Origin of the sequence: Umezawaea sp. Da 62-37 (genome assembly GCF_032460545.1) — a bacterium.
Lineage (GTDB): Bacteria > Actinomycetota > Actinomycetes > Mycobacteriales > Pseudonocardiaceae > Umezawaea.
In genome coordinates this window covers 10,870,575-10,896,185 of sequence record NZ_CP135965.1, presented here as the reverse complement: position 1 = coordinate 10,896,185, position 25,611 = coordinate 10,870,575, and the positions used below count along the sequence as shown (strand labels likewise).

Below are 25,611 nucleotides of genomic sequence, written 5' to 3'. Positions count from 1 at the left end.
CAACATATGGGAACGCGGGCTCAGCTGCTCTGGGACAGCTCCATGGGCACGAAACCGGCCGCGGCGGCGGCGGCGGGAGTCCCGAAGACGGCGGCGAGGTCGGTGTAGACGCCGCGGCGGGCGGGCCAGTACATGGCGCCCTCCAGCGGGCCGACGACCCTGCCGTCGCCCACGTCGACGCCGCGCCAGAACGCCGCGCCGGGGACGGCCGAGACGACGTGGACGACCCAGCCGATCGCGCCGGGCACGTAGGGGAAGCCGTGGCCCGTGCCGACGGGTGAGGTCTCGATCGGTCTGTTCACGTGGACCGCCGCTCGGGGTCGCCATGGGGTGTGGCGACCGGACTGGTCGTCACGCCGAGACTCGGACTGCTCGACGTCGCCGCTCACCGCGACATGATCGCACCACCACGGGCGATACGCGCATTCCGCGGGTCGGAATCACCGGGCGGAGGTGTCCAGGGGCACACCGACCGGTTCACCACTCCACAGTGGACCTGCGATTCCCCGGAAATCGGGAGGATCCACCGCAGATCGGCGTGCGAGGATCGCACCGGGGGCGGGTTTCGACTGCGGAGGTGCCGGTGTTCACCACATCCCTTGGCGAGGACGGCGCGGAGCTGCGGCCCCTGGAACCGTGGCGGGCCGAGGAGTTCCTGGCGCACATGGAGCGGGGACGGGAGTTCATCGGCAGGCACATCACGCTGGCCGACCGCGTCACCGACCTCGCGTCGAGCCGCGCGTACCTCCAGTCCTACGCCGACAAGGCCGCCTCGGACACCGGGCGGATGTATGGCATCTGGCTGGACGGCGGGCTGGTCGGCGGGGTCCTGATCCGGACGATGGACGTCGTGCTCGGCAACGCCGAGGTCGGCTGCTGGCTCGAACCGCGGGCGGCCGGGCGCGGGCTGGTCACCAGGGCGATCCGGCTGCTCGTCGACTGGCTCTTCGAGGAGCGCGGCGTGCACCGCGTCGAGTGGCAGGCCGTGTCGGCGAACACGGCCAGCCTCGCCGTGGCCAAGCGGCTGGGAATGACCAAGGAGGGCGTGCTGCGGGAGAGCTACCCGTACCGCGGCGAGCGGCACGACGTCGAGATCTGGTCGGTGCTCGCCCCGGAGTGGCGGGCGTGAGGACGGGTCCTCAGTGGACCGCTGCCCGAACGCCGCCGTGGTGTCCTCGCCGTCGGTCCACCACACCACGAGTCGCCGGACGGCCGCCCGCCAACCCTCGTCCGTCCTGGTGAACTCCCACTCCTGGGGACCGCCCGTCGAGTGCGGGAACGCCGCCCGGAAGTCCCACGACCTCGTCCACACCAACGACCGGAGCGCCGCCGGCGGACGGCTGCCGCCCGGTCTTCGCGCCGGACTGGAAGACGATCACGGGGACCGCGGCGGAGCGGGCGAAGGGCCAGGCACGGGGCTTGAAGACGATCAGCTCGGTCCACACCCACGGGCGCTCCACCGGCGATCGGCCCGGACGTGTGACGGCTATGATCGGTCGCGGAATTCCCGATGACCGGACAGGGGTGTGGGCAGGTGACGGCAGCGGGTCCGGACGGGGTCGGCGGCGGCCGGTCGACACGGGTCGTCGACGCGATCCGCGACGCCATCACCAGCGGCGACTTCGCGCCCAACCAGCGGATGGTGGAGGCCGAGCTGTCCGAGCGGTTCGGCGTCAACCGCGCGAGCGTCCGCGACGCCCTGCTGGAACTGGCGAGCGAGGGCCTGGTCGAGCGGATCCCCAACCGCGGCGCCCGCGTGCGCGAGGTCTCCCTCGACGAGGCCGTCGAGATCACCGAGATCCGCATGGCGCTCGAAGGCCTGTGCGCGGCCAAGGCCGCCGAACGCGCCACCGAGGAGGACCGCGCCGCCCTGCGCGAGATCGGGGCGCGGATGCGGGAAGCGGTAGCGGGCGGCGACATGTTCGGGTACTCCGACCTCAACAAGCGGATGCACGAGCTGATCATGGCCGTCAGCGGCCAGACGACCGCCCGGACCGTGCTCGCCCGGCTGCGCGGCCAGAACGTCCGCCGCCAGTTCCGGCTCGCCATGCACCCCGGCAGGCCCGCCGTGTCGCTGCCCGAGCACCTGGAGATCGTCGACGCCGTCTGCGCGGGCGACCCGGTGGCCGCCGAGGCCGCGATGCGCAAGCACCTGCGCAGCGTGATCGACGCGCTGCCCGAGGTCGAGAAGTCCCACCCCCGCAGGTTCGACGCGCTCTGACCGGCCGCCCGCGGCGATTTGTCCTGTCAAGGGCGGATCCTGTCCACATCCGGCCGTTGACGCGACCCCGCCCCGCTCCTAACGTCAGGAAAGCGCTACCCCGCGTCACCGCCACCTGACCCAGGGTGGAGGTGACCGGAGCCCGACACCGCCACGTCGTGCCGCACAGTCGATGCCGCGTGGAAGGAATCCCCATCGTGCCGCTCAACAGACGTCGTCTCCTGGCCGCGGGCGCCACCGGTCTGGCGGGTGCCGCGCTCGGCGGAGCCGGGGTCGCCGGGGCCGCCACCTGGGAGACCGTGCTCAGCGGGTCCTTCGCGAGCTACGCCACCCTGCAGTCGGCGTGGAACTACCTGTACCCCTGGGGTTCCGACCACAACGGCAGCGCCCGGATGTACGCGAGCGCCTCCGACCACAACCACGTGTACCTGGAGTCCGGTGGTGTCCTGGTCGTCAAGGCCAGCCGCATCACCTGGGACGAGGGCACGAGTTCCAGCGACCCGCACCTGCCGATCCACTACCACTCCGGGGCGCTGCACGCGAAGCAGCAGATCCTGGTGAACGACCAGTTCCCCGAGTGGGAGGTCAGGGGCGAGTTCCAGGCGCCGTCGGCCAAGGGGACCTGGCCCGCGTTCTGGCTCACCGGCGCCAACACCTGGCCGCCGGAGAGCGACATCCTGGAGTTCAAGGGCGACGCCCGGAACTGGTTCAACACCTACCGCAACGCGAGCGGCGCCTGGTCGAACACGATCAAGACCGTGTCGAACCCCGGTTCCTGGCACGGCTACCGGGCGTGGATCGCGAAGGTGAACGCCACCGACGTGGACATCCACTACTACCTCGACGGCACGTGGGTCGGCCGGCACCGCGGCGCGGGGTTCGTGAACCAGCCCATGTGGCTCATCGTCAACATGCAGATGGAGGGGTCGTCGGGGGCGCCGGGGCCGTCCGCGGACACGTTCTACCGCGCCCGTGAGGTCTACGTCGGCAGGACACGGGCCTGACCGGTCCCGTGGGTCCACTGTGGAGGTTCGGGTTGTCGCGCCTTGGCGTTCTCGTGCTGGTGCTGGTGTTGTCGACGGGGTCGCTGGACGGGGTGGGGTCGGCGGCCGCGGTCGCGGAGTCCCCCGGCGACGTCTACTCCTACCTGGAGGACCCGACGGTGGTCTCCGAGGGGCAGGAGCCGCCGCACGCGGACCTGCTCCCCTACTCCGACGTGGGCGCGGCCGCCCGCGGTGACGAGCGGACGCCGTACGCGCTGCCGCTGGACGGCTCGTGGAAGATCGCGATGGCCAAGACGCCGGAGGAGGTGCCCGCCGGGTTCTACGCCGACGGCTACGACACCTCGGCGTGGCGGACCGTGTCGGTGCCGCACACCTGGCAGACCGACGGCCTCGACCACCCGGTGTTCCGCAACATCGCCACCGAGATCCAGCCGGACGACCCGCCGCGCGTCCCCCGCGACATCAACCCCACCGGCGCCTACACCAGGGACTTCGACCTGCCCGCCGGTTGGACGCGGCGGACGTCCGCGCTCCGCTTCGAGGGCGTCACGTCCGGCTACTTCGTCTGGGTCAACGGCCGGTACATCGGCTACGACCAGGGCGGTTACACGCCCGCCGAGTTCGACATCTCGGCCGCGCTGCGCCCCGGCCGCAACCGCGTGGCCGTGCAGGTGCACCGGTGGGGCGCGGGCGCGTACCTGGAGGACGTCGACCAGTGGCGGTACGCGGGCATCTTCCGCTCGGTCTCGCTGCGCTCCACCCCGGCGACCCGCGTCGAGGACGTGACGCTGCGGACCGACCTGGACGCGACCTACACCGACGCCACGCTCTCAGCGGCCGTCGAACTGGGCCACAAGGCGGGTGGCACGACCGGCGCGCATCGCGTGACCGCGAGCCTGCGCGACGCGCGCGGCCACGAGATCGCCACGGCGAGCGCGACGGCGGACGTCACCGGTCCGAAGGCGGAGGTCCGGTTGACGCTGCCGGTGCGCAACCCGGCGAAGTGGACCGACGAGACGCCGAACCTGCACACCGTCGTGCTCACCCTCACCGGCCCCGACGGGCGGACCACCCACATCACCAGCGAGACCGTCGGCTTCCGCGAGATCGAGATCCGCGACAAGCAGCTCCTCGTCAACGGCGAGCGCGTGCTGTTCAAGGGCGTCAACCGCGCCGAGACCGACCCCGACCACGGCAGGTACGTGCCGAGACCCGCGCAGGAGCGGGACGTCGCACTGATGGAGCAGCTCAACGTCAACGCGGTGCGCACCTCGCACTACCCGTCGGACCCGTACTTCTACGACCTGGCCGACCGCAACGGGATCTGGATCGACGACGAGGTCGACATCGAGACCCACGACCACGAGAACTGCGCCAACTGGTGCCAGGCGAACCAGCCCGAGTGGCGTGCCGCGTTCCTCGACCGGTTCGTCGGCATGGTCGAGCGGGACAAGAACCACCCGAGCGTCTTCATGTGGGACACCGGCAACGAGGCGGGACTGGGCGCCCACCACTTCGCGATGGCCGAGTGGCTGGACGCGAACGAGCCGACGCGCCCGGTGTACCACCAGTCCAACAGCCCCGACGGGGACGCGCCCTACGCCGACGTGTGGGGGCCGCGCTACCCGTCGCCCGAGCGGTTCGCCGAGCAGGCCGCGTCCACCACCAAGCCGCTGATCTTCGGCGAGTACGCGCACGCGATGGGCAACAGCCTCGGCAACTTCCGGGAGTTCTGGGACATCATCCGCGCGAACCCGTCCACGCAGGGCGGTTTCATCTGGGACTGGGCCGAGCAGAGCATCCGGCAGGACGTGCGGATCACCCCCGACACGTCGGGCAACGACATCTCGGCGCACCTGTCCGGCGCGCCCGAGTTCGTCGACGGCCACCGCGGCAAGGCGATCTCGCTGTCCGGGCTGGACGACTTCGTCGAGGTGTACCGCGACCGCAGGCTGGACCTCACCGGCACGGCGCTCACCCTGGACGCCTGGGTGAAACCGGCCAGGTGGACCGGTGACTTCCGGATCATCAGCAAGGGCGACCACCAGTACACGCTGAAGATGAAGACGGAGAACACCCTGGAGTTCTTCGTCCACAGTGGAACGTGGCGGGTCGTGCAGGCCCAGGTGCCCGCCGACTTCTACGACAACTGGCACCGGGTCAGCGGCACCTACGACGGCGCCGCGCTGCGGCTCTACATCGACGGCCGCGAGGTCGGCAGCACCCCGTTCACCGGCGCCATCGACACGTCCTCCGCCGAGGTGAACATCGGCCGGGACTTCGAGACGTCGTGGAACGACCCGAGCAACGTCGGGCGCATGTCGCACGGGACCGTGGACGACGTCCGGATCTACGACCGCCCGCTCACCCCCGCCGAGCTGAACGCGGACGTGCCCGTCGGCGGCGCGCTGCTCGCGCTCGACCTCGACGGCGCGGACGTGCGCGGCGAACACCTGTCCTACGGCTCCAGCCTGTCCGGTTTGGACGGTCTGGTCGGCGCCGACCGCTTCGCCCAGCCCGAGACGGCGCAGATGGCGTGGGCGCAGCAGCCGTTGCGGTTCGGGTACGCCGACGGGGTGCTGTCGGTGCGCAACGAGCGGCAGTTCACCGGGACCGACGACCTGGTGCTGCGGTGGAAGGTCACCGAGGGTTCACGGGTGGTGGCGCGCGGCCAGGACCCGCTGCGGGTGCCTGCCGACTCGACCGGCACCGTCCGCCCGCGCGTTCCGGTAAGCACCGGTGACCGCGAGCGGTTCCTCACCGTCGAGGCGGTGACCAGGAAGGCTTCGCCCACGGTGCCCGCGGGCCACGTCCTGGCGCACGACCAGTTCGCCCTGGGCGGCACGAAGGTGCCCGGCCTCGACCGGTCGCCCGCCGAGGACGACGTCGTGACCGAGGACGGGCGGGATTCGGTGACCGCGTCCGTCGGCGACGTCGTCTACGCGGTCGACAAGGCGAGCGGCACGCTGTCGTCGATCAGGGTCCGCGGCCGGGAACTGCTCGCGGGCGGCCCGGAGCTCGACGCGTGGCGCGCGCCGATCAGCAACGAGACCTTCGCCTGGGGTCGCGCGGAAGGCGAGGACTGGCGACGGGCCGGGTTGGACCGGCTGGCCACGACCGTCACCGGCGTCCGGGTCGAGCCCGACGGCGCGGCGGGTGTCCGGGTCGTCGTGGACAGCCGCGTCGCCGCGCCCGACGTGACCGGGGCCTGGTTCGACCAGACCATGACGTACTCGATCGACCGCACGGGCACGCTCAGCCTCGGGCACAGGGTGTCGCCGCAGGGCTCGGTGCGCACGCTGCCCTACCTGCCGCGCATCGGCGTCTCACTGGCCGTGCCGGACCGGTACGACCGGTTCGCCTGGTACGGCCGCGAGGCGGAGAGCTACGTCGACCGCAAGGACGGCACGCCGATCGGCGTGCACTCCAGCACGGTGGACGAGCAGTACGTCGACTACCACCGCCCGCAGGACAACGGCAACCACACCGACACCCGGTGGGCGCTGCTGACCGACGGCCGCACCGGCGGACTGCTCGTGGGCGGTGCCGCGGACGTCAGCGTGTCGCCGTACGACGACCTGGACAGGGCCGCCTACCCGTTCCAACTCCAGCGCAACGCCGGGTGGACGACCCTGCACGCCAGCCATGCCGTGACCGGGGTCGGGGACACGCCCAACCCGGTGCGGGAGCGCAGCCAGGTGCAGCAGGACGTCGACTACGAGTACACGGTGACCATCCGGCCGTTGAGCGCGTCGGAGGCACGGGCGGGCAAGCCCGCGGGGGCGTGATCCCGTCGCGGCCGGCCGTCGGGACGTGACCGGGGCACGATGGGGTATGCGAGTCTGGTGGTCGGCGCTCAGCGCGCCTCGGCGCAAGCTCATGGTCGTGCTCGCCGTCGTGGTGCTGCTGGGCGCGGTCGGTGTCGGGGTCGCGGCGACGCGTGGGGTCGACATCCCCACGGCGGCGCAGGACCGGCCGGGGCCGGTGCTGCTGGTGCCCGGTTACGGCGGTGACCGGGAGTCGTTGGCCGGGTTGGCCGACCGGGTGCGGGCCGCGGGTCGGGCGGCCACCGTGCTGGCGTTGCCCGGTGACGGGACCGGGGACCTGCGGGCGCAGGCGTCGGCTCTGGACGACGCGGTGAGGGCGGCCGTCGACGACGGTGCTCCTTCGGTCGACCTCGTCGGCTACTCGGCGGGCGGGGTCGTGGTGCGGTTGTGGCTGGCCGAGCACGACAGCGGGCGGGCCGCGCGGCGGGTGGTCACGCTCGGGTCGCCGTTGCACGGGACGGCGCTCGCGGGTGAGGGCGGGGTCCTGGTGCCGGGTGCGTGCCCGGTGGCGTGCACGCAGCTCACGCCCGGCAGCACGTTGTTGACCGAGGTGGACCGGAAGCCGATTCCGACGACCGTGCCGTGGCTGTCGATCTGGACCGACGACGACACGACGGTGCGGCCGCCGGACTCCGCGCGGCTGACCGGGGCGGTGAACGTGGCGCTCCAGCAGTTCTGCCCCGACGCGGTCGTCGCGCACTCGCAGCTGCCGACCGACCCGGCCGTCACCGGACTCGTCGTGCGCGCCCTCACCGACGCCGCCCCCGTGGACCGGGCGCCCACCGGGTGCGCGCGCTAGCTGGTGATGTCCTTCGAGGCGAAGTTCGCCCAGGCCGCGCCGAAGAACAGCACGACGTACCCCGCCTGGAGCAGCAGGCCCTTGTCGATGTTGTCCCAGAACACGGGGTTGCGGAAGAAGTCGATCCAGGACAGCCAGTAGTTCGTCGGGAGGTACGGCTTGATCGCGGAGGCGGCCTGGAGGGTCTCCATGATGGAGCTGCCGATCAGCACGGCGAGCGCCGCCAGCGCCGCGCCGATCGCCGAGTCCGACAGCGTGGAGAAGAACAGGGCGATGCTGCCGAACCCGACCATCGACACCACGATGTAGCCGATCGCCGCCGCCATCCGCAGCGCCAGCTCACCCGGTGACAGGTCGATCCCGGACAACGACGTGGCCGCGCTCGCCTGCCCCACCGCCTCGGCCCCGGTGCCGAACAGCACCAGCCCCACGACCAGCGACGTGACGGCCACCGCCAGCACCGCCAGCACCGTGAACACGGCCAGCGCCACCAGCTTCGCCGCCAGCACCCGAGGCCGTGCGACGGGTCGGACCAGCAGGTACCGCAACGTGCCCGTGGCGGCCTCGCCCGCGATCGCGTCGCCCGCGAACACCGCCACCGCCAACGGCAGGAACACCGGCAGCACCATCGCCAGCGCCGCCGCCGGGAACAGCGCCCCGTTGCGCAGCACCGCCGACAGGAACGCCCCGCCCTGCCCCGGCGGCGGCGCCAGGTCCGACACCGACAGCAGCACCGCGACCAGTGCGGGCAGCAGGCACAGCAGCCCGATGCTCAACCACACCCGCGGCCGCAGCGCCAGCTTCCGCAGTTCGACGCCGATCACCGGCCACCACCACCCGTCGAATCGCCGATCCGGTCACCACGGCCGGTCATCACGAGCTTGGCGGACAACGTGATCACCGCAGCTCACCGTCGATCCGGTCACCGCTGGCACCCGTCGAGTCCAGCACCACCTGCTCCAGGGTCCGCCGTTCGGCCTCGATGGCCGACACCCGCAGCCCCTTCCCGACCAGGGCCGCGTTCAGCCCGGCGGCGTCGGCGTGCCGCACCACCAGGCGGTCGCCGTCGCGGCGGACCACCTGCCCGTCCAGCATCGCCACGACCTCGGCGGCGTCGGGGCTGTGCAGCAGGACGTGGCCGGTGGGGGCGAGCAGGGTGTCCAGGGAGTCCTGGAGCACCATCCGGCCGCGGTCCACGACGGCGACGCGGGTGCACAGCTGCTCGACCTCGGCGAGCAGGTGGCTGGACAGGAACACGGTGGTGCCGCCCTCGTTCAACGCGATCAGCAGGTCGCGGATCTCGCGGATGCCCTTGGGGTCCAGGCCGTTCGTGGGCTCGTCGAGGATGAGCAGCCGCGGCGCGCGCAGCAGGGCGGCTGCCAGGCCGAGGCGTTGCCGCATCCCGAGCGAGTAGGCCGACACCGGGCGGCGGTCCACACCGGACAGACCTACCTGCGCCAACGTGGACTCGACCCGGTCGGCACGCCCGCGACGACCGCCGCCGGGGCCCGCCGCGTCGAACATCGCCAGGTTGCGCCGTCCGGACAGGTGCGGGTACGCGCCCGGCCCCTCGACCATGGCGCCGACCTGCGGGAGCACCCTGGCCGCGCTCCGGGGCATCGGCTCGCCGAGCACCTCGATCTCACCCGCCGTCGCGTGCACGAGCCCGAGCAGCATCCGCACGAGCGTGGTCTTGCCGGAGCCGTTGGGGCCGAGGAAGCCGAACCGGTCGCCCTCGGCCACGTCGAGGTCGACCGAGTCCACGGCGACGATCCGGCCGAACCGCTTGGTCAGCCCGCGAGTCCTGATCACCGGCCGCGCCGGGGCAGTGCGATGAGTTCGGTCGCGGCGGTCCGCAGCACGGACGTGTCCACCATGCCGACCAGCAGGTACCAGCGGCGGGCCACCGTGGACCGCGCGATGACCACCGACAGCGGCGACACCGACAGCGACACGATCCGGCCGTTGGGCACCGTCACGTCGCCCCCACCCGCCTTGGACCCGGCGTCCGCGGCCTGCGCGCCCACGTCGCGCGGCACCGGCAGCGCGACGAACGACGACAGCCCCGTCCCGTACACGCCGACCCCGCGCACGCCCGCCCCGTCGGCCTCGCGCAGCGCCCGCCCGGCCAGGCTCGACTGCGGCGGGTCGCCGCCGAGGAACCCGAGCGCCCCGGCGATGTCCGGCGCGTCGACCTCGGCGTACCCGGCGCCGTGCCCGACGTCCGGGGTCAGCACGCCGTCGTCGACCGGTCCGGGGGTGAACCGCTCGAACGCGGCGACCAGGATCGGCCGCGCGGCACCGCGGGGCGTGACCTCGACCCGCACGGGCACGCCGGTCTCGGCGTCGGCCCACACGTCGACCTGCCCGATCGTGGTGGCCGGGTCGGCGGGCACGAGCCGCAGCCCGTCCGCGCGCCGCCCGGCGACCGACCGCGCGTCCAGCGGCGTGACGGCGTCGCCCGCCGCGGTCGACAGCAGCCTGCGGGCCAGGTCCGGCGCGATCAGGTCACCCGCGCGCGGCACCCGGACCGGCGCCGTCCCGACCAGCCTGGTCACCTGGTCGGCCCCGTAGTCCCAGACGAACTCGCCGTCGGGTGTCCGGTAGGTGTCGCGCTCACCGGCCGTCGACACCACGTCGAACCGCCACCGGTCCGGCGCCCGGTACCAGTTCCGCACCGTGGTCACCCCGGTCAGCAGCTTGGACACGTCCTCCAGCTTCGGCAGCTCGGGCAGCGGCAGCGACCCCTGGATCACCGAGACACCCTGGTAGGACACGTCGGCGGACCGCGCGATCCGATCGCGCAGCCCGGCGGCGTCCACCGTTCCGGACGGCTCCGTCACGGCCCGCACGACCACCGGCACACCCAGCGCCAGGACGGCAGCCGCGCCGACGACCGCCCACCGCCAGAGCCCGCGAGACCGGACACCCGCCACGACCACCACCGATCCGTCGACTACCGGCGACGATACGGCGAACGGGAGGAGGGCGCCCGTGGCCGACAGCCGATCGACAGCTCGACGCCCTCGTCCACGCGGGGGATTGCCGCGCGGGGCCCGGTTGCCTACGTTGCGGACAGCGGCGGAAAGGTGACGAACCCCCATGGTCATGCACGTGGTCGTCATCGGAGCCGGTCTCTACGGCGCGTCGGTCACCGCCTCGCTCACCCGGCGGGGCGCCCGCGTCACCGTCGTCGACGCCGCGGCTCCGGCGGGCGGCACGTCCGGTGCCACGTTCTCGTGGACCAACTCCTGCGGCAAGCAGCCCAGGGCCTACCACGACCTGTGCGTGGCGGGGATGGACGCGCACCGGAAGCTCGCCGCCGAGGTGCCCGACGCCGACTGGTACCACGAGGGCGGCAACCTGGAGTGGGCCGACGACGACACCGGGCGCGAGGAGCTGCGCCGCAAGGTCGCGGACGTCCTCGACTACGGCTACGAGGCCCGCTGGCTCGACCGCGCCGACGTCCTGCGCCTGGAACCCGACATGGCTCCCTCCGAGCTGCCCGACGACGGGATCGCCCACTTCCCCCGCGAGGGCTGGATCGACCCGACCCGCCTGATCGCCCACCTGCTCTCCACGGCCGTCGCAGGCGGCGCCGAGCTCGTCCGCGACGACGCCGTCACGGCTCTGGACACCGCCGGGGGCGGGGTCCGCACCGTCCGGCTCGCCTCCGGACGCCTGCTCTCCACCGACGCCGTGGTGGACTGCGCCGGCCCCCTGGCGGGCCGGATCGCCGGGCTGGCCGGTCTTGACCTGCCGATGCGCAACGTCCACGGCGTCCTGATCTACACCTCCCCGGCCCCGGTGCGGGTGTCCCGAGTGGTGCATGCCCCGCGTGTGCATGTCCGCCCTGACGGTGCCGGGCGGCTGCTGCTGCACACCCACGAGAGCGATAACGCCGTGCACGTGTCCGACACCGGCGAGACCACCGTGGACCGGTCCGCGATCGACGAGGTGCTGACCGCGGGCCGCGCCCTCTACCCCGGCCTGGCCACCGCGACCGCGGAGGCGGTCCGGGTCGGTGAACGGCCCATTCCCGCCGACGGCCTCCCGGTGCTCGGCCGCGCGCTCGACCTGCCCGACTTCCACTTCGGCGTCTCCCACAGCGGCGCCACCCTCAGCCTGCACGCGGGCGACCTGGTCGCGGCCGAGGTGCTCGGCGAACCCCAGGACGCCCTGGCCCCGTTCCGCTTCGAACGCCTCGGCTGAGCCACCTCACGACCAGGCGCGCGCCTCCCCCGGCCGCGGGTCGCCGACCGTCTCCCAGGTGGCACCGATCCGGCGCACCAGCCGGTGCTCCGGCTCGTGGCGGGGCCAGCCGGGATCGCCGGTCGTGGCGAAGTCGACCCACGCCCGGTGCATGCGCCGCGCGAGATCGGCGGGCGGCGCGGTGGTGCCGAGCAGCGCGTTCGGTCCGTGCAACGACGGCAGGTCGGCGTGGTCGAAGACGAACGGCAGCTCCACCACGTGGCACGCCCCCAGCTCGCCGTCCAACGCGTCCGAGCGCCAGGTGAACTCGTAGACGAAGGTCGGGGTGTCCGCCGCCGAGCGGGCGGCGACCACCCGCCGGGTGCCCGCGCCGAACATCCCGTCCCCCAGCACCGCGACCCGCAGCCCCGCGGGTGTGGCGTCCGGCCGTTCGGCCCGGTACGCCGCGACCAGCTCGGCCGGACGGGGGTGGAACCGGGCGGCGACCGCCAGGACGTCGTCGTCCGTGGAGGCGGACAGCCCGCCGAGCGGCGCCAGGTAGAGCGCGCCCTCGTCCACGTTGGACCCGATGAGCAGGTCCACGCCGCTCCCCCGCCCTTCGGCCAGCGCGTCGGCGGGCTGCCGGTCGAGGACCAGGCTGAACGGCGTGATGCCGCCGAACGGGTCGTGGTGGGTCGGTGTGCCCAGGTCGAGGCCGTTGAGCCGGGGCATCAGGTCGACGAACGTCCGGTCGGGCACGTCCGCCAGGGCTTCGGCGGTGGGCTCGATCCCGAGTTCCCGGCCGACCGCCGCCGTGACGATCCCCGCCTGCTCCGCCGTGAAGGCCGCGGTGCCGCTGCCGCTCTGCATGATCGCGCGACGCACCAACCCCTTCGATGCCGGGTCCGCGAGGACCCCGCCGACGATGATCGCGCCCGCCGACTGGCCGGACAGGGTCACGTTGTCCGGGTCGCCGCCGAACCGGGAGGCGTTGTCCCGCAACCAGTGCAGGGCCGCGAGGACGTCGAGCAGCCCCCGGTTGTCCGGCGCGTCGGGCAGGTGCAGGAAACCGGGGACGCCCAGCCGGTACTCGACGGTCACCAGCACGACCCCGTCACGCGCGAACGCCGTGCCGTCGTACATCGGCGACCCCGCCGAACCGGCGGTGAAACCACCGCCGTGCACGAAGACCACCACCGGCGCGAGGCGGTCCGCGCGTGCCGGGACGTGGATGTCCAGCACCAGGTGGTCGGCGCCCTCGACCCAGCCCGGTGCGAAGTAGGGCGACACGTCCAGGCTGCCGAAGCCGCCCCGCACGGGCTGCGGGGCGGTCGGTCCGGGTCTCGTGGCGTCGCGGACCTCCGTCCACGGCTCGTGCGGACGCGGCGCGGCGAACCGCAGGGCCCCAACGGGAGCGGCCGCGTACGGCACACCGTGGAAGACCGCGCCGTGCCCGGTCCCGAGGCCGCGGACCGGGCCCGAGGTCGTGAGCACCTCGGTGTCCATCAGTAGCGGGTGAACGGCGCCCAGGCCGCGATCGCGAACGCCGCGCCCCGGCGTTCGACGTGGAGCGCGCTGTGCCCGCTGAAGTGCGCGGGCAGGACGAGCGCGTGCTGGTCGGCCGCCCAGCCGAGCAGCCTGCCCCTGGTCCGGCGCGCCTCCTCGGCGTCCTCGCAGAAGCAGCTGTTGTGGCCGGGTTCCAGCACCTGCAGCGGACTGTGCACGAGGTCGCCAGCGAGCAGCGCCCGCTCCGTCCCGGAGACGAGCTTGAGCACGCTGGACCCCGGCGTGTGACCGGGAGCCGCCTCCAGCCGCAGGTTCGCGTCGATCACGTGGCCGTCCTCCCACAGCCGCACCTGGCCGTTGGCGTGCACCGGCGCGACGCTGTCCTCGAACACGTTCTCGTTCACGCCACCAGCGACGGCGGAGTTGTTGGCGGGGTTCCAGAACTCGAAGTCCGCCTTGGGCATCAGGTACGTGGCGTTCGGGAAGGTCGGCTCCCAGACGCCGTCGCGCAGCCGCGTGTTCCAACCGACGTGGTCGACGTGCAGGTGCGTGTTCACCACCAGGTCGACGTCCTCCGGCCGCACCCCGGACCGTTCGAGGTTCCCGAGGTAGTCGGTCCGCAGGTGGTCCCACCCCGGCACCGCGGGCCGCGTCTTGTCGTTGCCCACGCCGGTGTCCACGAGGATCGTCCTGCCCTCGCTGCGCAGCAGCCACGTCTGCATCGCGACCTGCACGATGCCGTCCGCCGGGTCGAAGTGGTCCGGCACCAGCATGTCGCGGTGCTCCGCCCACGCCTCCTCCGGCGAACCGGGGAAGAACTGCTCCGGCGTCATGCCCACCGGTCCGTGCATCTCCTCGACGCGGGTCACCCCGACGTCACCGATCTCGATCTCGTCCATGACATCGATGGTGGTCGCGGCGACGGGACCTATCCACACCCTGCCGGGGACACCGTTCCGCCGATCAGGCCGTGCGTCGCGCGGTGAGCAGCAGCATGCCCGCCGGGGTGCGCAGGTCGACGAGTTCGAAGCCCGCGGCGGTCAGCCACGTGAGGAGTTCGGTGGTGGAGAACGCGCGCACGTTGAAGGTCTGCTCGTGCCTGCGCTGGAAGTAGCGGTACGCGGGACGGTCGGCGCGGCGGAAGGTGAAGGCGGTGAACAGGCCGCCGGGCTTGGTGCAGCGGCCCGCCTCGCGGAGGACGGAACGCGGATCGGGCAGCAGTTGCAGGGCGTTCGAGCAGTTGACGGCGCCGAGCGAGCCGTCGGCGAACGGCAGGTTGAGCGCCGTCCCGCGCACGACGCACAGGTCCGGCAGTCCGGCGCGGACCAGGTCGATCATGGCGATGCTGAGGTCGAGTCCGACGACGCGCGAGCCGCCGAGGTGGCGCATGAGGGTGCGGGTCCAGCGGCCGGAACCGCAGGCGAGGTCCAGCACGAGGCCGTCCGCGGGTTCGAGGTTCGCCCGCAGGTAGTCGTCCTCCAGCTCCGGGGTGAGGTCGCGGCCCCAGTTCTCGCCCATGATGTCGAGGAACGCGTCCCGCGTCGCGGGCTCGTACCTGGTGACGTGCAGGGGATCCTGCATGTAGAACGGGCCGAGCCCCTGCTTCATCCTGATCTCGGGCGCGAAGTCGACGTACCCGGCGGCGGCCGTGTAGTCGCGCTCGCACACCGCGCAGCGCAGTCCGTCGACCGCGGCGGCCAGCGGGCCGTGGCACGTCGGGCACGCGAAGGCGTCGTGGAACCTCGTGTCGAGCAGATCAAGCACGGTCGCTCCCCGTCACGGCGTTCTCCGCCTTGGCACCCATGTACGCCAGCAATGCCGTCGTCTCGGACTCCCACAGCGCCGCCCCGTCGGCCTCGTCCAGCCGCAGCGTGGCCCGCCACGTCCGGTCGAGTTCGCGTTCGACGGCGTCGAGCCGCCACACCGTCGGCGTCGGCCACACGCGGCCGATCCGCGCCACGTCCGGCGCGTCCAGGCAGCGCAGCAGGCGCAGCCAGTCGGATTCGGGCAGCCCCAACGGTTCCAGCGCCTCGCGGACGGCGTGGCCGTGCTCGGGGAAGTGCGCCAGCACGTAGGTGAACGCGAGGGCGACCGCCTCGGGCGCGCCCGGCCGGACCAGCCGGACCAGGTCGGCGGCGGCGGCGTGCACCCGCCGCCGCGCCGGGTCCTCGCCCTCCGCGAGGATGCCCAGCAGGATCAACGCCCTGGCGTGGGCGGGGTTCTCCCCCACCCGGCGCGCGGCTTGGAGTAGCAGGTCGGCGACGGTGTCCAGTGGCGCGGGCACGGGCCCGGCCACGGCGTTCTCGACGGTGCGGTAGGCGCGGGACAGCTCGACGGGATCGGTCGAGCCCGCGATCGTCCGGGCCGCGGCGACCACGACGTCCCCGGTTCCCCGGAACACCGTGGTGCCCAACGCTCCCGCGGCCGTGACGACCAGCGCCGGGTCGGTGTGCGGGTGGTCCTGCCCGTCCGGCGGCCTGTTCGCCAACGCGGGCGGACTGACCTGCCGGAAGAACTCCTCGAACCCGCCGGGCGTGATGATCACCAGGAAGTGCGCGTCGGCGGAGGCCACCCGGAAGTGGTGCGCCAGCCCCCTGGGCAGGAACACCCCCTCGCCGGACGTCACGACACCAGCCCTGCCGTCGACGACGTACTCGACCTCCCCGTCGATGACGTACAGCGTCTCGTCCTCGCGGCCGTGCACGTGCGGCGGCGTCGCGTACCCGCGCAGGGCGCGCTCCTCGACCACCGCGATCGCCCCGTCGCTGTCGGCCGCAGCGACCTTGACCGTGAGCAGGCCACCGAGGTGCCAGCGCGCCCGTTCGGACAGCCCCTCGACTCCGGAAGCCGTTGGCAACAAAGACATGTGACCGCCCCTCAGGTCAGAACCGGGAACACGACACCCGACGGACGTCCGGTGGCCAACGCGATGAGCTCCGCGGGCGGCGTCAGATCGGTCAGCACGTCCACCGCGCGCCGCAACGCCGCCTCCGGCACCTCCGCCGCACCGGGCACGACGGCCACCAGGTCCAGCAGGTGCACCGTCGCCTCCAGCACCCGCGTGAGCACGTAGTCGCTCATCCGCATGGTGCCCGCGATCGTCGTCACCACACCGGTTCCGACAGCCCGCACGTCAGCCACGACTTTCGCCGCGAGTCCGTCGAAATCACCGACCAGCGTCCCGACGTCCCGCTCCGCCGCCCACTCCTTCGCCGCCGCGGCCACCCCCACCGCACCCGTCGGACCGAGTTCGCGCAGGGCGAGGAAGTACGAGGCCGCATCAGGCAACTCCGGCCCCGACCCGACCGCCACCAGCTCGGCCGTCGTCGTTACCCCGCGCCCGACGTGGGCGTACAACTCGCGCACGGTCCACTCCCCGAGCCCCGACGCCGAAGCCCACTGGACGTCCGTCAGCACCAGTCCGACGCATGCCAGGTCCCCCACAGCGCCTCGAGCAGATCCACGTCATCAGCACGCCCCACCGAGCGCGCCCCCAAGTCCGGTGACACGGGTGGAGGCTACCGCGATCTTCGTGCGGCGTTGGGGCTAATCGATCAGCTGCCGATTGCCGGCCTCCGCTTGGCGGGGTCGGTGGCCCGCGACCGTCCCGAACGCACCGCGAACACTCGCAAGAGGACTCGCCCGGCCCGCGGTTCGCGGCCTGCCGCCGCGAGCCACCCGGTAGCGTTCACCGATGGCTCCAGGTGAACCTCGACCGTCCGCGGACCGGATCGACCGGCACGTCGGGCAGGTCGCCGCGGTCTCCGGACGGAGCACCGCGCAGCAGGCCGGGCGAGACGTGATCAACGTCCACCAGCACATCGCGGCGCCCGTCCCGGACGACCGGCTCGGCCTGATCTCGACGGAACCGCCGAAGGGGAGGGTCAAGAAGGTCCGCGGACGCGGCGACCTGCTGGACGTCCTGGAACGCGAACTCGCTAACCCCTCCGGCCGACCACTCGTCTTCCACGGGGGCGGCGGTTTCGGGAAGACGACGCTCGCCCTCGAGGCAGCACGTCTAGCCGCGGAGGACGGCACGCGGGTCTGGTGGATCTCCGCCTCCGACACCGCCCAGCTGACCGCGGGCCTGCGCGAGGTCGCCCTCGCCCTCGGCGCGGGGGCGGAACCGGTCAACCAGGCCTGGTCCGGGCACGCGTCGGCGCCGGACCTGCTCTGGCGGTACCTGCACCGGAGCGACCACCGGTGGCTCCTGCTGATCGACGACGCGAACGAACCCCAGTCGCTGACCTGCCCCGGTCGACGGTTGAGCGACGCGACCGGCTGGCTGCGCCCTCCGCCGCGCGGGCGCGGGACCGTCGTCGTGACCACGCGCGACGGGAACCGGGCCGCGTGGGGCGAGTTCTCCCGCCTGCTCCGCGTGGACGCCTTGGACGACCCGGCCGGGGGCCGGGTGCTGGTGGACCTGGCGGGCGAGGACGTCGGAACCGCCGAGGAGGCCCAGCGGCTGTCCGAGCAGCTCGGCGGCCTCCCGCTGGCCCTGCACATCGCCGGGACCTACCTCGCGTACTCGGCGCACACCCCGACCATTCCGGGAAGCGCGGTGCCGCGCTCGATCGCCTGCTACGGAAGGGCGCTGGGCAGGCAGTTCGCCGCCACCATCGACCGATTACCCCCTGACGACCGTCGACCGCGGGCGGAAAGCGAACTCGTCACCCGCACCTGGGAGCTGTCGCTGGACCTCCTGGCCCGCCAGGGACATCCCAAAGCCCGATCCCTGCTCCGCTTCCTCGCCTGCTTCTCCCAGGCCTCGATCCTCTACGACCTGCTCGACGCGCGGGCGATGCGGTCGATCCCGGCGTTCGACGACCTCACGCCGGAGGAACTGCTGGAACTGCTGCACATCCTGGCGGACTTCGGCCTCGTGGACAGCCTCTACGACAAGTCCCTGAAGTCCCACGCGTTGACCCTGCACCCGCTCGTCCGGGAGACGAACCTGCACCACCTGGACACGACGGACGACGTCGAGGACTACGCGCGGGCGCTGCTGGGGGTGCTGGAAGCCGCGCTTGACGGGGTCGACCCGCTGGAGCAGGAGAACAAGTCGCGATGGCTCGCGGTGGCACTGCACGGCACCGCCCCGGCGGTGCTGGTGCAGCGGACGTCGGCGGCGCGGGGGCTGCTGGCCAGGTCCACCTTCCTGGAGTACCTGGCGTTGCTGTTCCTGGAGTACAACCAGTGCTGGAACTACATCAGGAACCAGCGCTGCGTCACCGGTTGATCAGGCCCGGAATCGCACAGCGGGCTCACAGGGACGGCACAGGGTCCGAAGAGGACCGGGGCGCAGTGTTCGCGCATGGTCGCCATCACGCACGAAGTGGGGTTCACGTCGCTGGTCGCGCGGTTCGGCGGGTGGCCGCGGGAACTGGTGCGGTTCGCGGCGGTGGGTGTGGTGAACACCGGGTTGTTCCTGCTGCTCTACCTCGCCTTCCGGATCGCGCTGCCCGCCACCGCGGCGAGCCTGCTGGCCACGGGTGTGACGGCGGTGACCGGGACGGTGGCCAACGGGCGGGTGACGTTCGGGGTCAAGGGGGCGATCGACCTGGCGAGGCACCTCAAGAGCCTGGTCGTGACGGGGCTTGGGTTGGTCGTGACGACCGGTGCGGTGAGCCTGGTCGACACCGGCGGGAACGCGGTCGACGAGGTGGTGGTGCTGGTGGTCGCGAGCGCGGTGGCGGGGGTCGTGCGGTTCGTGCTCATGGGCCGGTGGGTGTTCCGGACAGCCGGGTGAGGAGGGTGTGGCTGGCGGCGGCGATCGCGGGCTCGACGCCCAGGTCGGTGAGCATCTCGGTGGCGGCGGCCATCTCGTGGGCGCGGCGGACGGCGTGCCGGTGGGTGCCGTTGACGAGGCGGTCGACGGTGGACGCGTCGGCTCGGGTCAGTTCCTCGACGATGTTGGCGTGCAGCCACTCCTCGCAGCCGGCCGCACGACCCGCTTCGAGCGCCTCGACGACGGCCGCGGCGAGGCCCTTGAAGAAGACGCTGCGCAGGAGTTTGCGCTGGGCCGCGAGCCCGGCGGGGCCGTCGAGCACCTCGACCGACGCGCCGAACGCGGTCAGGATCCGCGCCACGTCGACTGCGGCGGCACCGCTGGCGGACATCGGCGTGCGCAGTCCCCGACCGGGGACCGGTGCCATGATCGCGATGTCGGCGAAGGGCACGCCGTGCTCGGCGGCGACCTCGGCCAGCCGCGCCTTGGTGCCCGGCGACGCGGTGTTCAGATCCGCCCAGAGGCCGGTGCCGACCGCCGCGACGCCTGCCAGCAGCGCACCGGAGGACGCCTGCGCGCTGTTCACGCTGAGCACCAGATCCGCACCGGTCACCGCGTCGGCCTCGTCCACCGCCGCGAGCATCCTGGCGGGCGCGGACACCGCCGGGTCGTAGGCGCGGACCACCGCCCCGGCGTCGACCAGATCGCGGGCGATCGCACCACCCGCCTCGCCCAACCCCAGCACGGCCACCGTCACGAGCTTCGCGCGCGTCATCGGACGAAATCTAGGCACCACCCGACAAGATCGTCAACAATCCGCCGACCACCGAGGGCGGATGCAGGCGGCCGGTCGGGCCTGGTGTCAACGCGCGCGATGCTCCGAATGGCGGTAAGGTCACCGCGATTCGTTGTTGATCTACTCTCGGAAGAGGCTTAACACGTGGACACCTTGCAGGCAGGGCAGAACCTCGCCGTCGGTCAGCAGCTCGACTCCGAGAACGGCTACGTGCTCGCGCTGCAGGACGACGGCAACCTGGTGCTGAAGGACGGCGGCGACGTCGTCTGGGCGACCGGCACCAACGGTTCCGGCGCGACCAGCGCCACCCTCCAGGACGACGGCAACTTCGTCCTCTACACCGCCTCCGGCAACGTCGCCTGGGCCAGCGACTCCGGCGGCAACCCCGGCTCCCGCCTCGTCCTGCAGAACGACCGCAACCTCGTCGTCTACAGCGGCAACGGCTCCAGCACCTGGGCCTCGGGCACCAACACCGACAACCCCCGCCCCACCCCCACCCAGGCAGCCCCCGAAGCCGCCCCGGTCGAACAGGCCGCCCCCGCCCCCGCCGCTCCCGCCGAGCAGCACTGGACCGTCGACCCCGGCGACACCCTCTGGGCCATCGCCGAGAAGGTCTACGGCGACGGCAACCAGTACCAGCGCATCGCCGACGCCAACGGCATCTCCAACCCCGACCTCATCAGCGTCGGCCAGGACCTCGTAATCCCCGCCTGACCCAGCCCCACCCGCCTGGCTGTGGAGCCACAACAGACTCCACAGCCAGGTCCCAGGTCCGGTCCGATGCGGAGCGCCGGACCGGTTGGACACAGCCAGACACCCCACCGTCGGCACCGCCGCTCCCCCACACCCGGCGCGGAGCGCCCACCGCCCTGCCAGGCACAGCCTGATGCCCTGTCGCACACAACCCAACACCCCACCGTCGGCACAGCCGCCCCCTCGCACCCGGCGCGGAGCGCCCGCCCGCCTTGCCGACGCGCAGCGAGGTGCCCGAGTCGGCGGAGCCTGATGCCCTACCGACGCGCAGCGAGGTGCCCCAGTCGGCGGAGCCGATGCCTTACCGACGCGCAGCGAGGTGCCCGAATCAGGCGCAGCCTGATGCCCTGCCGACGCGCAGCGAGGTGCCCGAGTCGGCGGAGCCGATGCTGGCGGAGCCAGACCTCCCCCTGCCCCCGATACACAGCGCCCTCCTGCCATGCCCTGGTTTGTCAAGGCATATTTCCCGCCTTGACAAACCAGGGCATGGCATTGAGACAATCGCGCACCGGGGGCCGGGCTACGCCAGGACCCACCACCCCACCGACAGCCACCACCGACAGCCACCCCCTTACGGCACCAAAACCACCCTCCCCCCAGCCCTACCCCCGGCCTGCCTCTCCCACCCCTCCCCCACATCCCCCAACCCCACAACCTCATGCGTCACAACCAACTCCCCCCGCGCCACAGCCCCAGCCACCACCCCCACGGCGTCCCCCCTCTGCACCCCCGTCAACTCCTTGTTCGTATACCCCGACAACCTCAACGACCGCCCGTACAACACAGCCGCGTCCAACGGACAAGTAGCCCCAGCACTGGCCCCCAAGGTCACCATCCGCCCACCCGCCCGCAACGTATGCGCAGCCGCAGCCGCCGGCACCCCGAACAACGGATCCAGCACCAAATCCGCCGCCCCGTCACAGGCAGCCAGGAACCGCCCCACCAACTCCATGTGATCATCGGTGTCCAACGCCACCACCGCGTCCGCCCCGGCCGCCGCCGCCCGCGCCCGCGCCTCCCCGGACCGAGCCGCCCCCACCACCCACCGCGCCCCGGCCGATCGCGCGAGCTGCACAGCCGCCTGCCCCACCACCCCACCCGCACCGAGCACCACGACCTGCTCCCCCGCCACCAACCCCCCACGCCACACCATCGCCATGTAAGCGGCGACAGCGGACAACCCGGCAGCGGCGACCATCACCGGGGCGACCCCGGCGGGCAATTCCACCAGGTCCGCCCGGCGCACCACCGCGAACCCGGCCATGCTCCCGTCCCCCGGCTCCATCCCGGCCGAAGTCGGGAACCACACCACCCGCCCGTCCACCACCCCCACGCCCTGCACACCGGGCACGTAGGGCATCCGGGGCACCCCGAGGTACGACTTCCCACCCGCGCACAACAGGTCCAGCGGCGTCACCGGCGCGGCCAGCACCTCGACCACGACCTCCCCGACCCCCGCGCGGGGCACCTCCCGCTCCACCACCACCGGCGGCACCCCCGGCAGCCGGATCTCCGCCGCCCGCATGGTCATGTGCTGATGTCCGGGTACGGCATCTCCACGTGCGACAGCTTCCGCGCGTACTCGAGCTGGAACCCCAACCCCTCGTGGTCCCGCTCGAACATCGCGATGAACAACGTCAACGTCAGGAACGGATGCGCGCCCATGGCGAACAGCGCCGGGTAGTCATGCGTGCGCAACGCCTCCCGCTCGGCCTCCTCGAAGGCGAGCCACGTCGACCGCTCGTCGTCCACGCTGTTCAGGATCCGGTTCGCGTACTCCGACTCCCACCACGCGACCGTCCCCACGGGATCCTCGCGGTACCGCTCCACCAGGTCCTGGTCGCGGTCCACGGTGTAGAGGAACTTGTCCAGCAGGTACTTGCTCATCGCGCACCGCCTTGCGGGTACCAGGTGAAGTAGGCCTCCATCGTGTGGAACAGGTCGTAGGTGTCGACGTAGTCCGCCTTCTGCCCCTCCCCGGCCACCCCCATCATCAGCATGAAGTCCATGAACCCGTGCGTGGCGTTTCCGGGCAGGTGCAGGCTTTCCAAGCTCACCTCGGCCAGGCACTTCTCGACGTCACCACCGGCGATCCACTCGACGGCCTTGCGGTCGAACTCCGGGTCCGGCCCGTGCGGCCCGAACTGCCTCGGCCCACCGAGTTCCAGCGACAGGTGCCCCGTGCCGATGACGGCCACCCGCTGGTCCGACGGCCAGGACTCGATCAGCTCGCGGATCGTCCGCCCCAGCTGCACGAACCGCTTGGGCTGCGGCAGCGGCGGCGCGAAGATGTTGGTGTAGATGGGGACGATCGGCAGGTCCGCCTCGGGCCGCAGCGTGATGATCGGGCACGTGATCGAGTGGTCGATCCGCAGCTCGTTCGAAAACGCCAGGTCGAACCCGGCGTCCAGGCCCTCCCGCAGCACGTACGCCGACAGGTCCTCCTGCCCGCGCAGTACCATCCGGGGCAGCCCGAACTCCCGTTCCTCGTTGGCCCAGTTCGCGTCGTAGAACGGCGCCTTGCCCACCAGGAACTGCGGCATGTTGTCCAGCCACAGCTGGTGGAAGTGGTCCGAGCCCACCATCACCAGCACGTCCGGCCGCGCCTTCGTCAGCGTCTCGCGGAACGCCTCCACCTTGCGCACCCACTCGTCGGCGAACGGCGGCCGCTCCTCCCCCGTCGACGTGCTGGCGCGGTAGTAGAAGGGGTGGTGCGTGGACGCGATGACCGCGACCAGTTCAGCCATGCCGACCTCCGGTGCTCGACTCGGGTGACTGGGGATCCGGTGGGACGGAAGCGTTGTCGAGGTCGACCGACAGGAAGATGTCGTTGCCGACGGGGTGCCGGATCTCCTCGGCGAGCTGCCCGATGAGACCGGCCGTGCGGGCGAGCAGCGCGAACGCGCGCAGCAGTTCCAGCGGCAGCCCGAGATCGGCCAGCGCCGCGCCGCAGGTGCCCGCGCCGTTGAGCGGCAACGTCTTGCCGAGCACCTGGGAGTGGACCCGGCCGATCGCCGCGAACAGCTCCAGGTGCGGACCGCGCAGGCCCTCCTCGGCGGCGATCGCGAACAGCCGGGGCGTGCGCGGGTCGCCTTCCTTGTGCACGTGGTGCCCGAGGCCGGGGACGAACTTCCCCCGTTCGCGCTGGGCCCGCACCGCGGTCAGCGCGAGGGCGTCCCAACCCTCGTCGTCGGCGGGCAGCCCACCGTCCACACCGGACAGCACGTCGTGCAGGAAGCGGCCGCAGTCCTCGGTCACGCCGAGGAACCGCGATCCACCGCCCAGCAGGCCCGCGGCGAGCGCGCCCTGCACGGAGTCCGGCGCGGACAGGTAGGTCAGCCGGGTCACGATCGCGGTGGGTGTGAAGCCGTGGTCGGCCAAGGCGGCCAGCACGGCCTCGAACACCCGCGTCTCACCGGCGGACGGCCTGCGCTGGGTGGCCAGCCAGAACGCCAGCTCGCCGAAACCGACCTTCCCCATCACGTCCTCGGCGAGGTCCTGGCCGAGCAGGGTGATCGTCTTGAGGCTGGAGGCGCCCAGCGCCGTCGGGTAGGTCACGCGTCCTCGCCCTTCGCCAGCCACGTCCGCAACTCCTCGCCGTGCTCGTCGAGCAGCGGTGGCGGCAGCTCGTAGCCTGCCGGGGTCTCGGAGAAGCGGATGGGGTGCCGGGTGGTCGGGACCGCGCGGTCGCCCTCGCCCACCACGACGACCGGGTCCAGCTCGAACCGCTCGGCCATAGCGAAGCCGCCGTCGATGGTGTTGATCGGCCCGCACGGCACCCCGGCCGCGACGAGCAGGTCGAACCACTCCAGCGCGCCCTTCGTCCTGAGCCGGTCGACCAGGACCGGGCGCAGCTCGTCGCGGCGTTCGGTGCGGTCGGCGTTGCGGGCGAAGCGGGGGTCGTCGGCGACCTCCGGGATGCCCAGCACCCCGCACAGCTTGCGGAACTGGCTGTCGTTGGCGGCGGTGACGATCAGGTCGTTGTCCGCGGTCGGCAGCGCCTCGTACGGGAACACGCTCGGGTGCGCGTTGCCCATCCGGAACGGGACCACGCCCGCCGCCACGTAGGCGGAGCTGTGGTTGACCAGCCCGGTCAGCGCCGACGAGAGCAGGTTGACCTCCACGTGCTGCCCCTGCCCGGTGGCGTCGCGGTGCCGCAGCGCGGCGAGCACGCCGATCGTGGCGTGGTTGCCCGCCATCACGTCGAACACCGAGATCCCGGCCCGGAACGGCGGGCCGTCGGGGTCGCCGGTGAGGCTCATCAGCCCGGACATCGCCTGCACCATCAGGTCGTAGCCCGGCACGTCCTTGCCCGCGCCGGAGCCGAACCCGCTGATGGACGCGTAGACGACACCGGGGTTGGTCTCGCGCACCGACTCGAAGTCCAGCCCGTACTTCGCCATGCCGCCCGGCTTGAGGTTCTCGATCACGACGTCCGCGCGCCGGGCCAGTTCGCGGGCGACCTGCACGTCGGCCTCGTCGCGGAGGTCGAGCGCGATGGACCGCTTGCCGCGGTTGATCCCCAGGTAGTAGGTGGACACGCCGTCGCGGACCGGTGGCGTCCACGTCCGGGTGTCGTCGCCCTTCGGGCCCTCGACCTTGACCACCGAGGCGCCCATGTCGGCCAGGAGCATCGTGGCGTAGGGCCCGGCGAGGATCCTGGAGAAGTCGGCCACCAGGACGCCCGCCAGCGGTCCCGCCGGTTTTCCCGGCACTCCAGTCTCAACCATGCAGCCATCCCCGCCGTCCTGCGGACACACGTCCGCTAGACGGATTGTGCGCACCG

24 protein-coding genes are annotated in these 25,611 nt (G+C 72.4%); 9 read left to right on the top strand and 15 right to left on the bottom strand.

Going from position 1 to position 25,611, the window contains the following annotated elements; all coding sequences use genetic code 11:
• Positions 1-20: 20 nt before the first annotated feature.
• Complete coding sequence (locus tag RM788_RS49055; RefSeq protein WP_315928302.1) at positions 21-302, bottom strand: hypothetical protein; 282 nt, start codon at positions 300-302, stop codon at positions 21-23.
• A gap of 281 nt (positions 303-583) precedes the next feature.
• Here RM788_RS49055 and RM788_RS49050 point away from each other — a divergent pair, with 281 nt between their 5' ends.
• From RM788_RS49050 to RM788_RS49030, 5 genes are all read left to right on the top strand, one after another.
• Complete coding sequence (locus tag RM788_RS49050; protein ID WP_315928300.1) at positions 584-1,129, top strand: GNAT family N-acetyltransferase; 546 nt, start codon at positions 584-586, stop codon at positions 1,127-1,129.
• Between the two features lie 405 nt (positions 1,130-1,534).
• Entirely contained in the window at positions 1,535-2,221 is a 687-nt protein-coding gene (locus RM788_RS49045; protein ID WP_315928298.1) for a GntR family transcriptional regulator, read from the top strand.
• Positions 2,222-2,418: 197 nt separating this feature from the next.
• Positions 2,419-3,225: a family 16 glycosylhydrolase gene (locus RM788_RS49040; RefSeq protein WP_315928296.1), complete on the top strand. Its 807-nt coding sequence runs from the start codon at positions 2,419-2,421 to the stop codon at positions 3,223-3,225.
• Positions 3,226-3,257: 32 nt separating this feature from the next.
• Positions 3,258-7,013: a glycoside hydrolase family 2 TIM barrel-domain containing protein gene (locus RM788_RS49035; RefSeq protein ID WP_315928294.1), complete on the top strand. Its 3,756-nt coding sequence runs from the start codon at positions 3,258-3,260 to the stop codon at positions 7,011-7,013.
• 46 nt (positions 7,014-7,059) lie between these two features.
• The gene (locus RM788_RS49030) at positions 7,060-7,851 is read left to right on the top strand and encodes an esterase/lipase family protein (protein WP_315928292.1); all 792 of its coding nucleotides are present in this window, start codon (positions 7,060-7,062) and stop codon (positions 7,849-7,851) included.
• Here RM788_RS49030 and RM788_RS49025 read toward each other — a convergent pair.
• From RM788_RS49025 to RM788_RS49015, 3 genes are all read right to left on the bottom strand, one after another.
• Complete coding sequence (locus RM788_RS49025) at positions 7,848-8,675, bottom strand: ABC transporter permease (protein WP_315928290.1); 828 nt, start codon at positions 8,673-8,675, stop codon at positions 7,848-7,850. The two genes, RM788_RS49030 and RM788_RS49025, sit on opposite strands and share 4 nt — an antisense overlap.
• Before the next feature lie 73 nt (positions 8,676-8,748).
• Positions 8,749-9,663, bottom strand: coding sequence for an ABC transporter ATP-binding protein (locus RM788_RS49020; protein ID WP_315928288.1), 915 nt, complete (start codon positions 9,661-9,663; stop codon positions 8,749-8,751).
• Positions 9,660-10,787: a hypothetical protein gene (locus RM788_RS49015; RefSeq protein ID WP_315928286.1), complete on the bottom strand. Its 1,128-nt coding sequence runs from the start codon at positions 10,785-10,787 to the stop codon at positions 9,660-9,662. Before RM788_RS49015 ends, RM788_RS49020 begins: the two co-directional genes overlap by 4 nt.
• A 166-nt stretch (positions 10,788-10,953) precedes the next feature.
• Between RM788_RS49015 and RM788_RS49010 the strand changes: the two genes are divergently transcribed.
• The gene (locus tag RM788_RS49010) at positions 10,954-12,063 is read left to right on the top strand and encodes an NAD(P)/FAD-dependent oxidoreductase (RefSeq protein WP_315928284.1); all 1,110 of its coding nucleotides are present in this window, start codon (positions 10,954-10,956) and stop codon (positions 12,061-12,063) included.
• Positions 12,064-12,069: 6 nt separating this feature from the next.
• Here RM788_RS49010 and RM788_RS49005 read toward each other — a convergent pair whose 3' ends face one another.
• From RM788_RS49005 to RM788_RS48985, 5 genes are all read right to left on the bottom strand, one after another.
• Complete coding sequence (locus RM788_RS49005; protein ID WP_315928282.1) at positions 12,070-13,548, bottom strand: carboxylesterase/lipase family protein; 1,479 nt, start codon at positions 13,546-13,548, stop codon at positions 12,070-12,072.
• Complete coding sequence (locus RM788_RS49000; protein WP_315928280.1) at positions 13,548-14,447, bottom strand: MBL fold metallo-hydrolase; 900 nt, start codon at positions 14,445-14,447, stop codon at positions 13,548-13,550. Before RM788_RS49000 ends, RM788_RS49005 begins: the two co-directional genes overlap by 1 nt.
• A 64-nt stretch (positions 14,448-14,511) precedes the next feature.
• Positions 14,512-15,312, bottom strand: coding sequence for a methyltransferase domain-containing protein (locus RM788_RS48995; protein ID WP_315928278.1), 801 nt, complete (start codon positions 15,310-15,312; stop codon positions 14,512-14,514).
• On the bottom strand, positions 15,305-16,414 hold the full coding sequence (locus tag RM788_RS48990) for a cupin domain-containing protein (protein ID WP_315928276.1): 1,110 nt from the start codon (positions 16,412-16,414) through the stop codon (positions 15,305-15,307). Before RM788_RS48990 ends, RM788_RS48995 begins: the two co-directional genes overlap by 8 nt.
• 11 nt (positions 16,415-16,425) lie before the next feature.
• Positions 16,426-16,992 carry a maleylpyruvate isomerase N-terminal domain-containing protein gene (locus tag RM788_RS48985; protein WP_315928274.1) on the bottom strand — a complete coding sequence of 189 codons (567 nt, stop codon included), beginning with the start codon at positions 16,990-16,992 and terminating at the stop codon, positions 16,426-16,428.
• A gap of 250 nt (positions 16,993-17,242) precedes the next feature.
• Between RM788_RS48985 and RM788_RS48980 the strand changes: the two genes are divergently transcribed.
• Together RM788_RS48980 and RM788_RS48975 are read left to right on the top strand one after the other, a co-directional pair.
• Entirely contained in the window at positions 17,243-18,787 is a 1,545-nt protein-coding gene (locus tag RM788_RS48980; protein WP_315928272.1) for an NB-ARC domain-containing protein, read from the top strand.
• A gap of 75 nt (positions 18,788-18,862) precedes the next feature.
• Positions 18,863-19,297, top strand: coding sequence for a GtrA family protein (locus tag RM788_RS48975; protein WP_315928270.1), 435 nt, complete (start codon positions 18,863-18,865; stop codon positions 19,295-19,297).
• On the opposite strand, the gene RM788_RS48970 is transcribed toward RM788_RS48975, so the two are convergent.
• Positions 19,263-20,051 (bottom strand): NAD(P)-dependent oxidoreductase, encoded by a 789-nt coding sequence (locus tag RM788_RS48970; RefSeq protein WP_315928268.1) that lies wholly within the window; start codon positions 20,049-20,051, stop codon positions 19,263-19,265. The two genes, RM788_RS48975 and RM788_RS48970, sit on opposite strands and share 35 nt — an antisense overlap.
• Before the next feature lie 165 nt (positions 20,052-20,216).
• Here RM788_RS48970 and RM788_RS48965 point away from each other — a divergent pair, with 165 nt between their 5' ends.
• Positions 20,217-20,786: a LysM peptidoglycan-binding domain-containing protein gene (locus RM788_RS48965; protein ID WP_315928266.1), complete on the top strand. Its 570-nt coding sequence runs from the start codon at positions 20,217-20,219 to the stop codon at positions 20,784-20,786.
• Positions 20,787-21,396: 610 nt separating this feature from the next.
• On the opposite strand, the gene RM788_RS48960 is transcribed toward RM788_RS48965, so the two are convergent.
• Genes RM788_RS48960 through RM788_RS48940 form a run of 5 tightly spaced genes read right to left on the bottom strand, consistent with a single transcriptional unit; the run spans position 21,397 to position 25,555 of the window.
• Complete coding sequence (locus RM788_RS48960; protein WP_315928264.1) at positions 21,397-22,356, bottom strand: zinc-binding dehydrogenase; 960 nt, start codon at positions 22,354-22,356, stop codon at positions 21,397-21,399.
• A complete protein-coding gene (locus tag RM788_RS48955; protein ID WP_315928262.1) occupies positions 22,353-22,712 on the bottom strand; it encodes a hypothetical protein in 360 nt (119 codons plus the stop codon). Before RM788_RS48955 ends, RM788_RS48960 begins: the two co-directional genes overlap by 4 nt.
• Positions 22,709-23,572, bottom strand: a complete 864-nt coding sequence (locus RM788_RS48950) for a DODA-type extradiol aromatic ring-opening family dioxygenase (RefSeq protein WP_315928260.1) — start codon at positions 23,570-23,572, stop codon at positions 22,709-22,711. Before RM788_RS48950 ends, RM788_RS48955 begins: the two co-directional genes overlap by 4 nt.
• Positions 23,565-24,383, bottom strand: coding sequence for a citryl-CoA lyase (locus RM788_RS48945; RefSeq protein ID WP_315928258.1), 819 nt, complete (start codon positions 24,381-24,383; stop codon positions 23,565-23,567). The genes RM788_RS48950 and RM788_RS48945 overlap by 8 nt, the downstream gene beginning before the upstream one ends.
• Positions 24,380-25,555: a CaiB/BaiF CoA transferase family protein gene (locus RM788_RS48940; RefSeq protein ID WP_315928256.1), complete on the bottom strand. Its 1,176-nt coding sequence runs from the start codon at positions 25,553-25,555 to the stop codon at positions 24,380-24,382. Before RM788_RS48940 ends, RM788_RS48945 begins: the two co-directional genes overlap by 4 nt.
• Positions 25,556-25,611 lie beyond the last annotated feature (56 nt).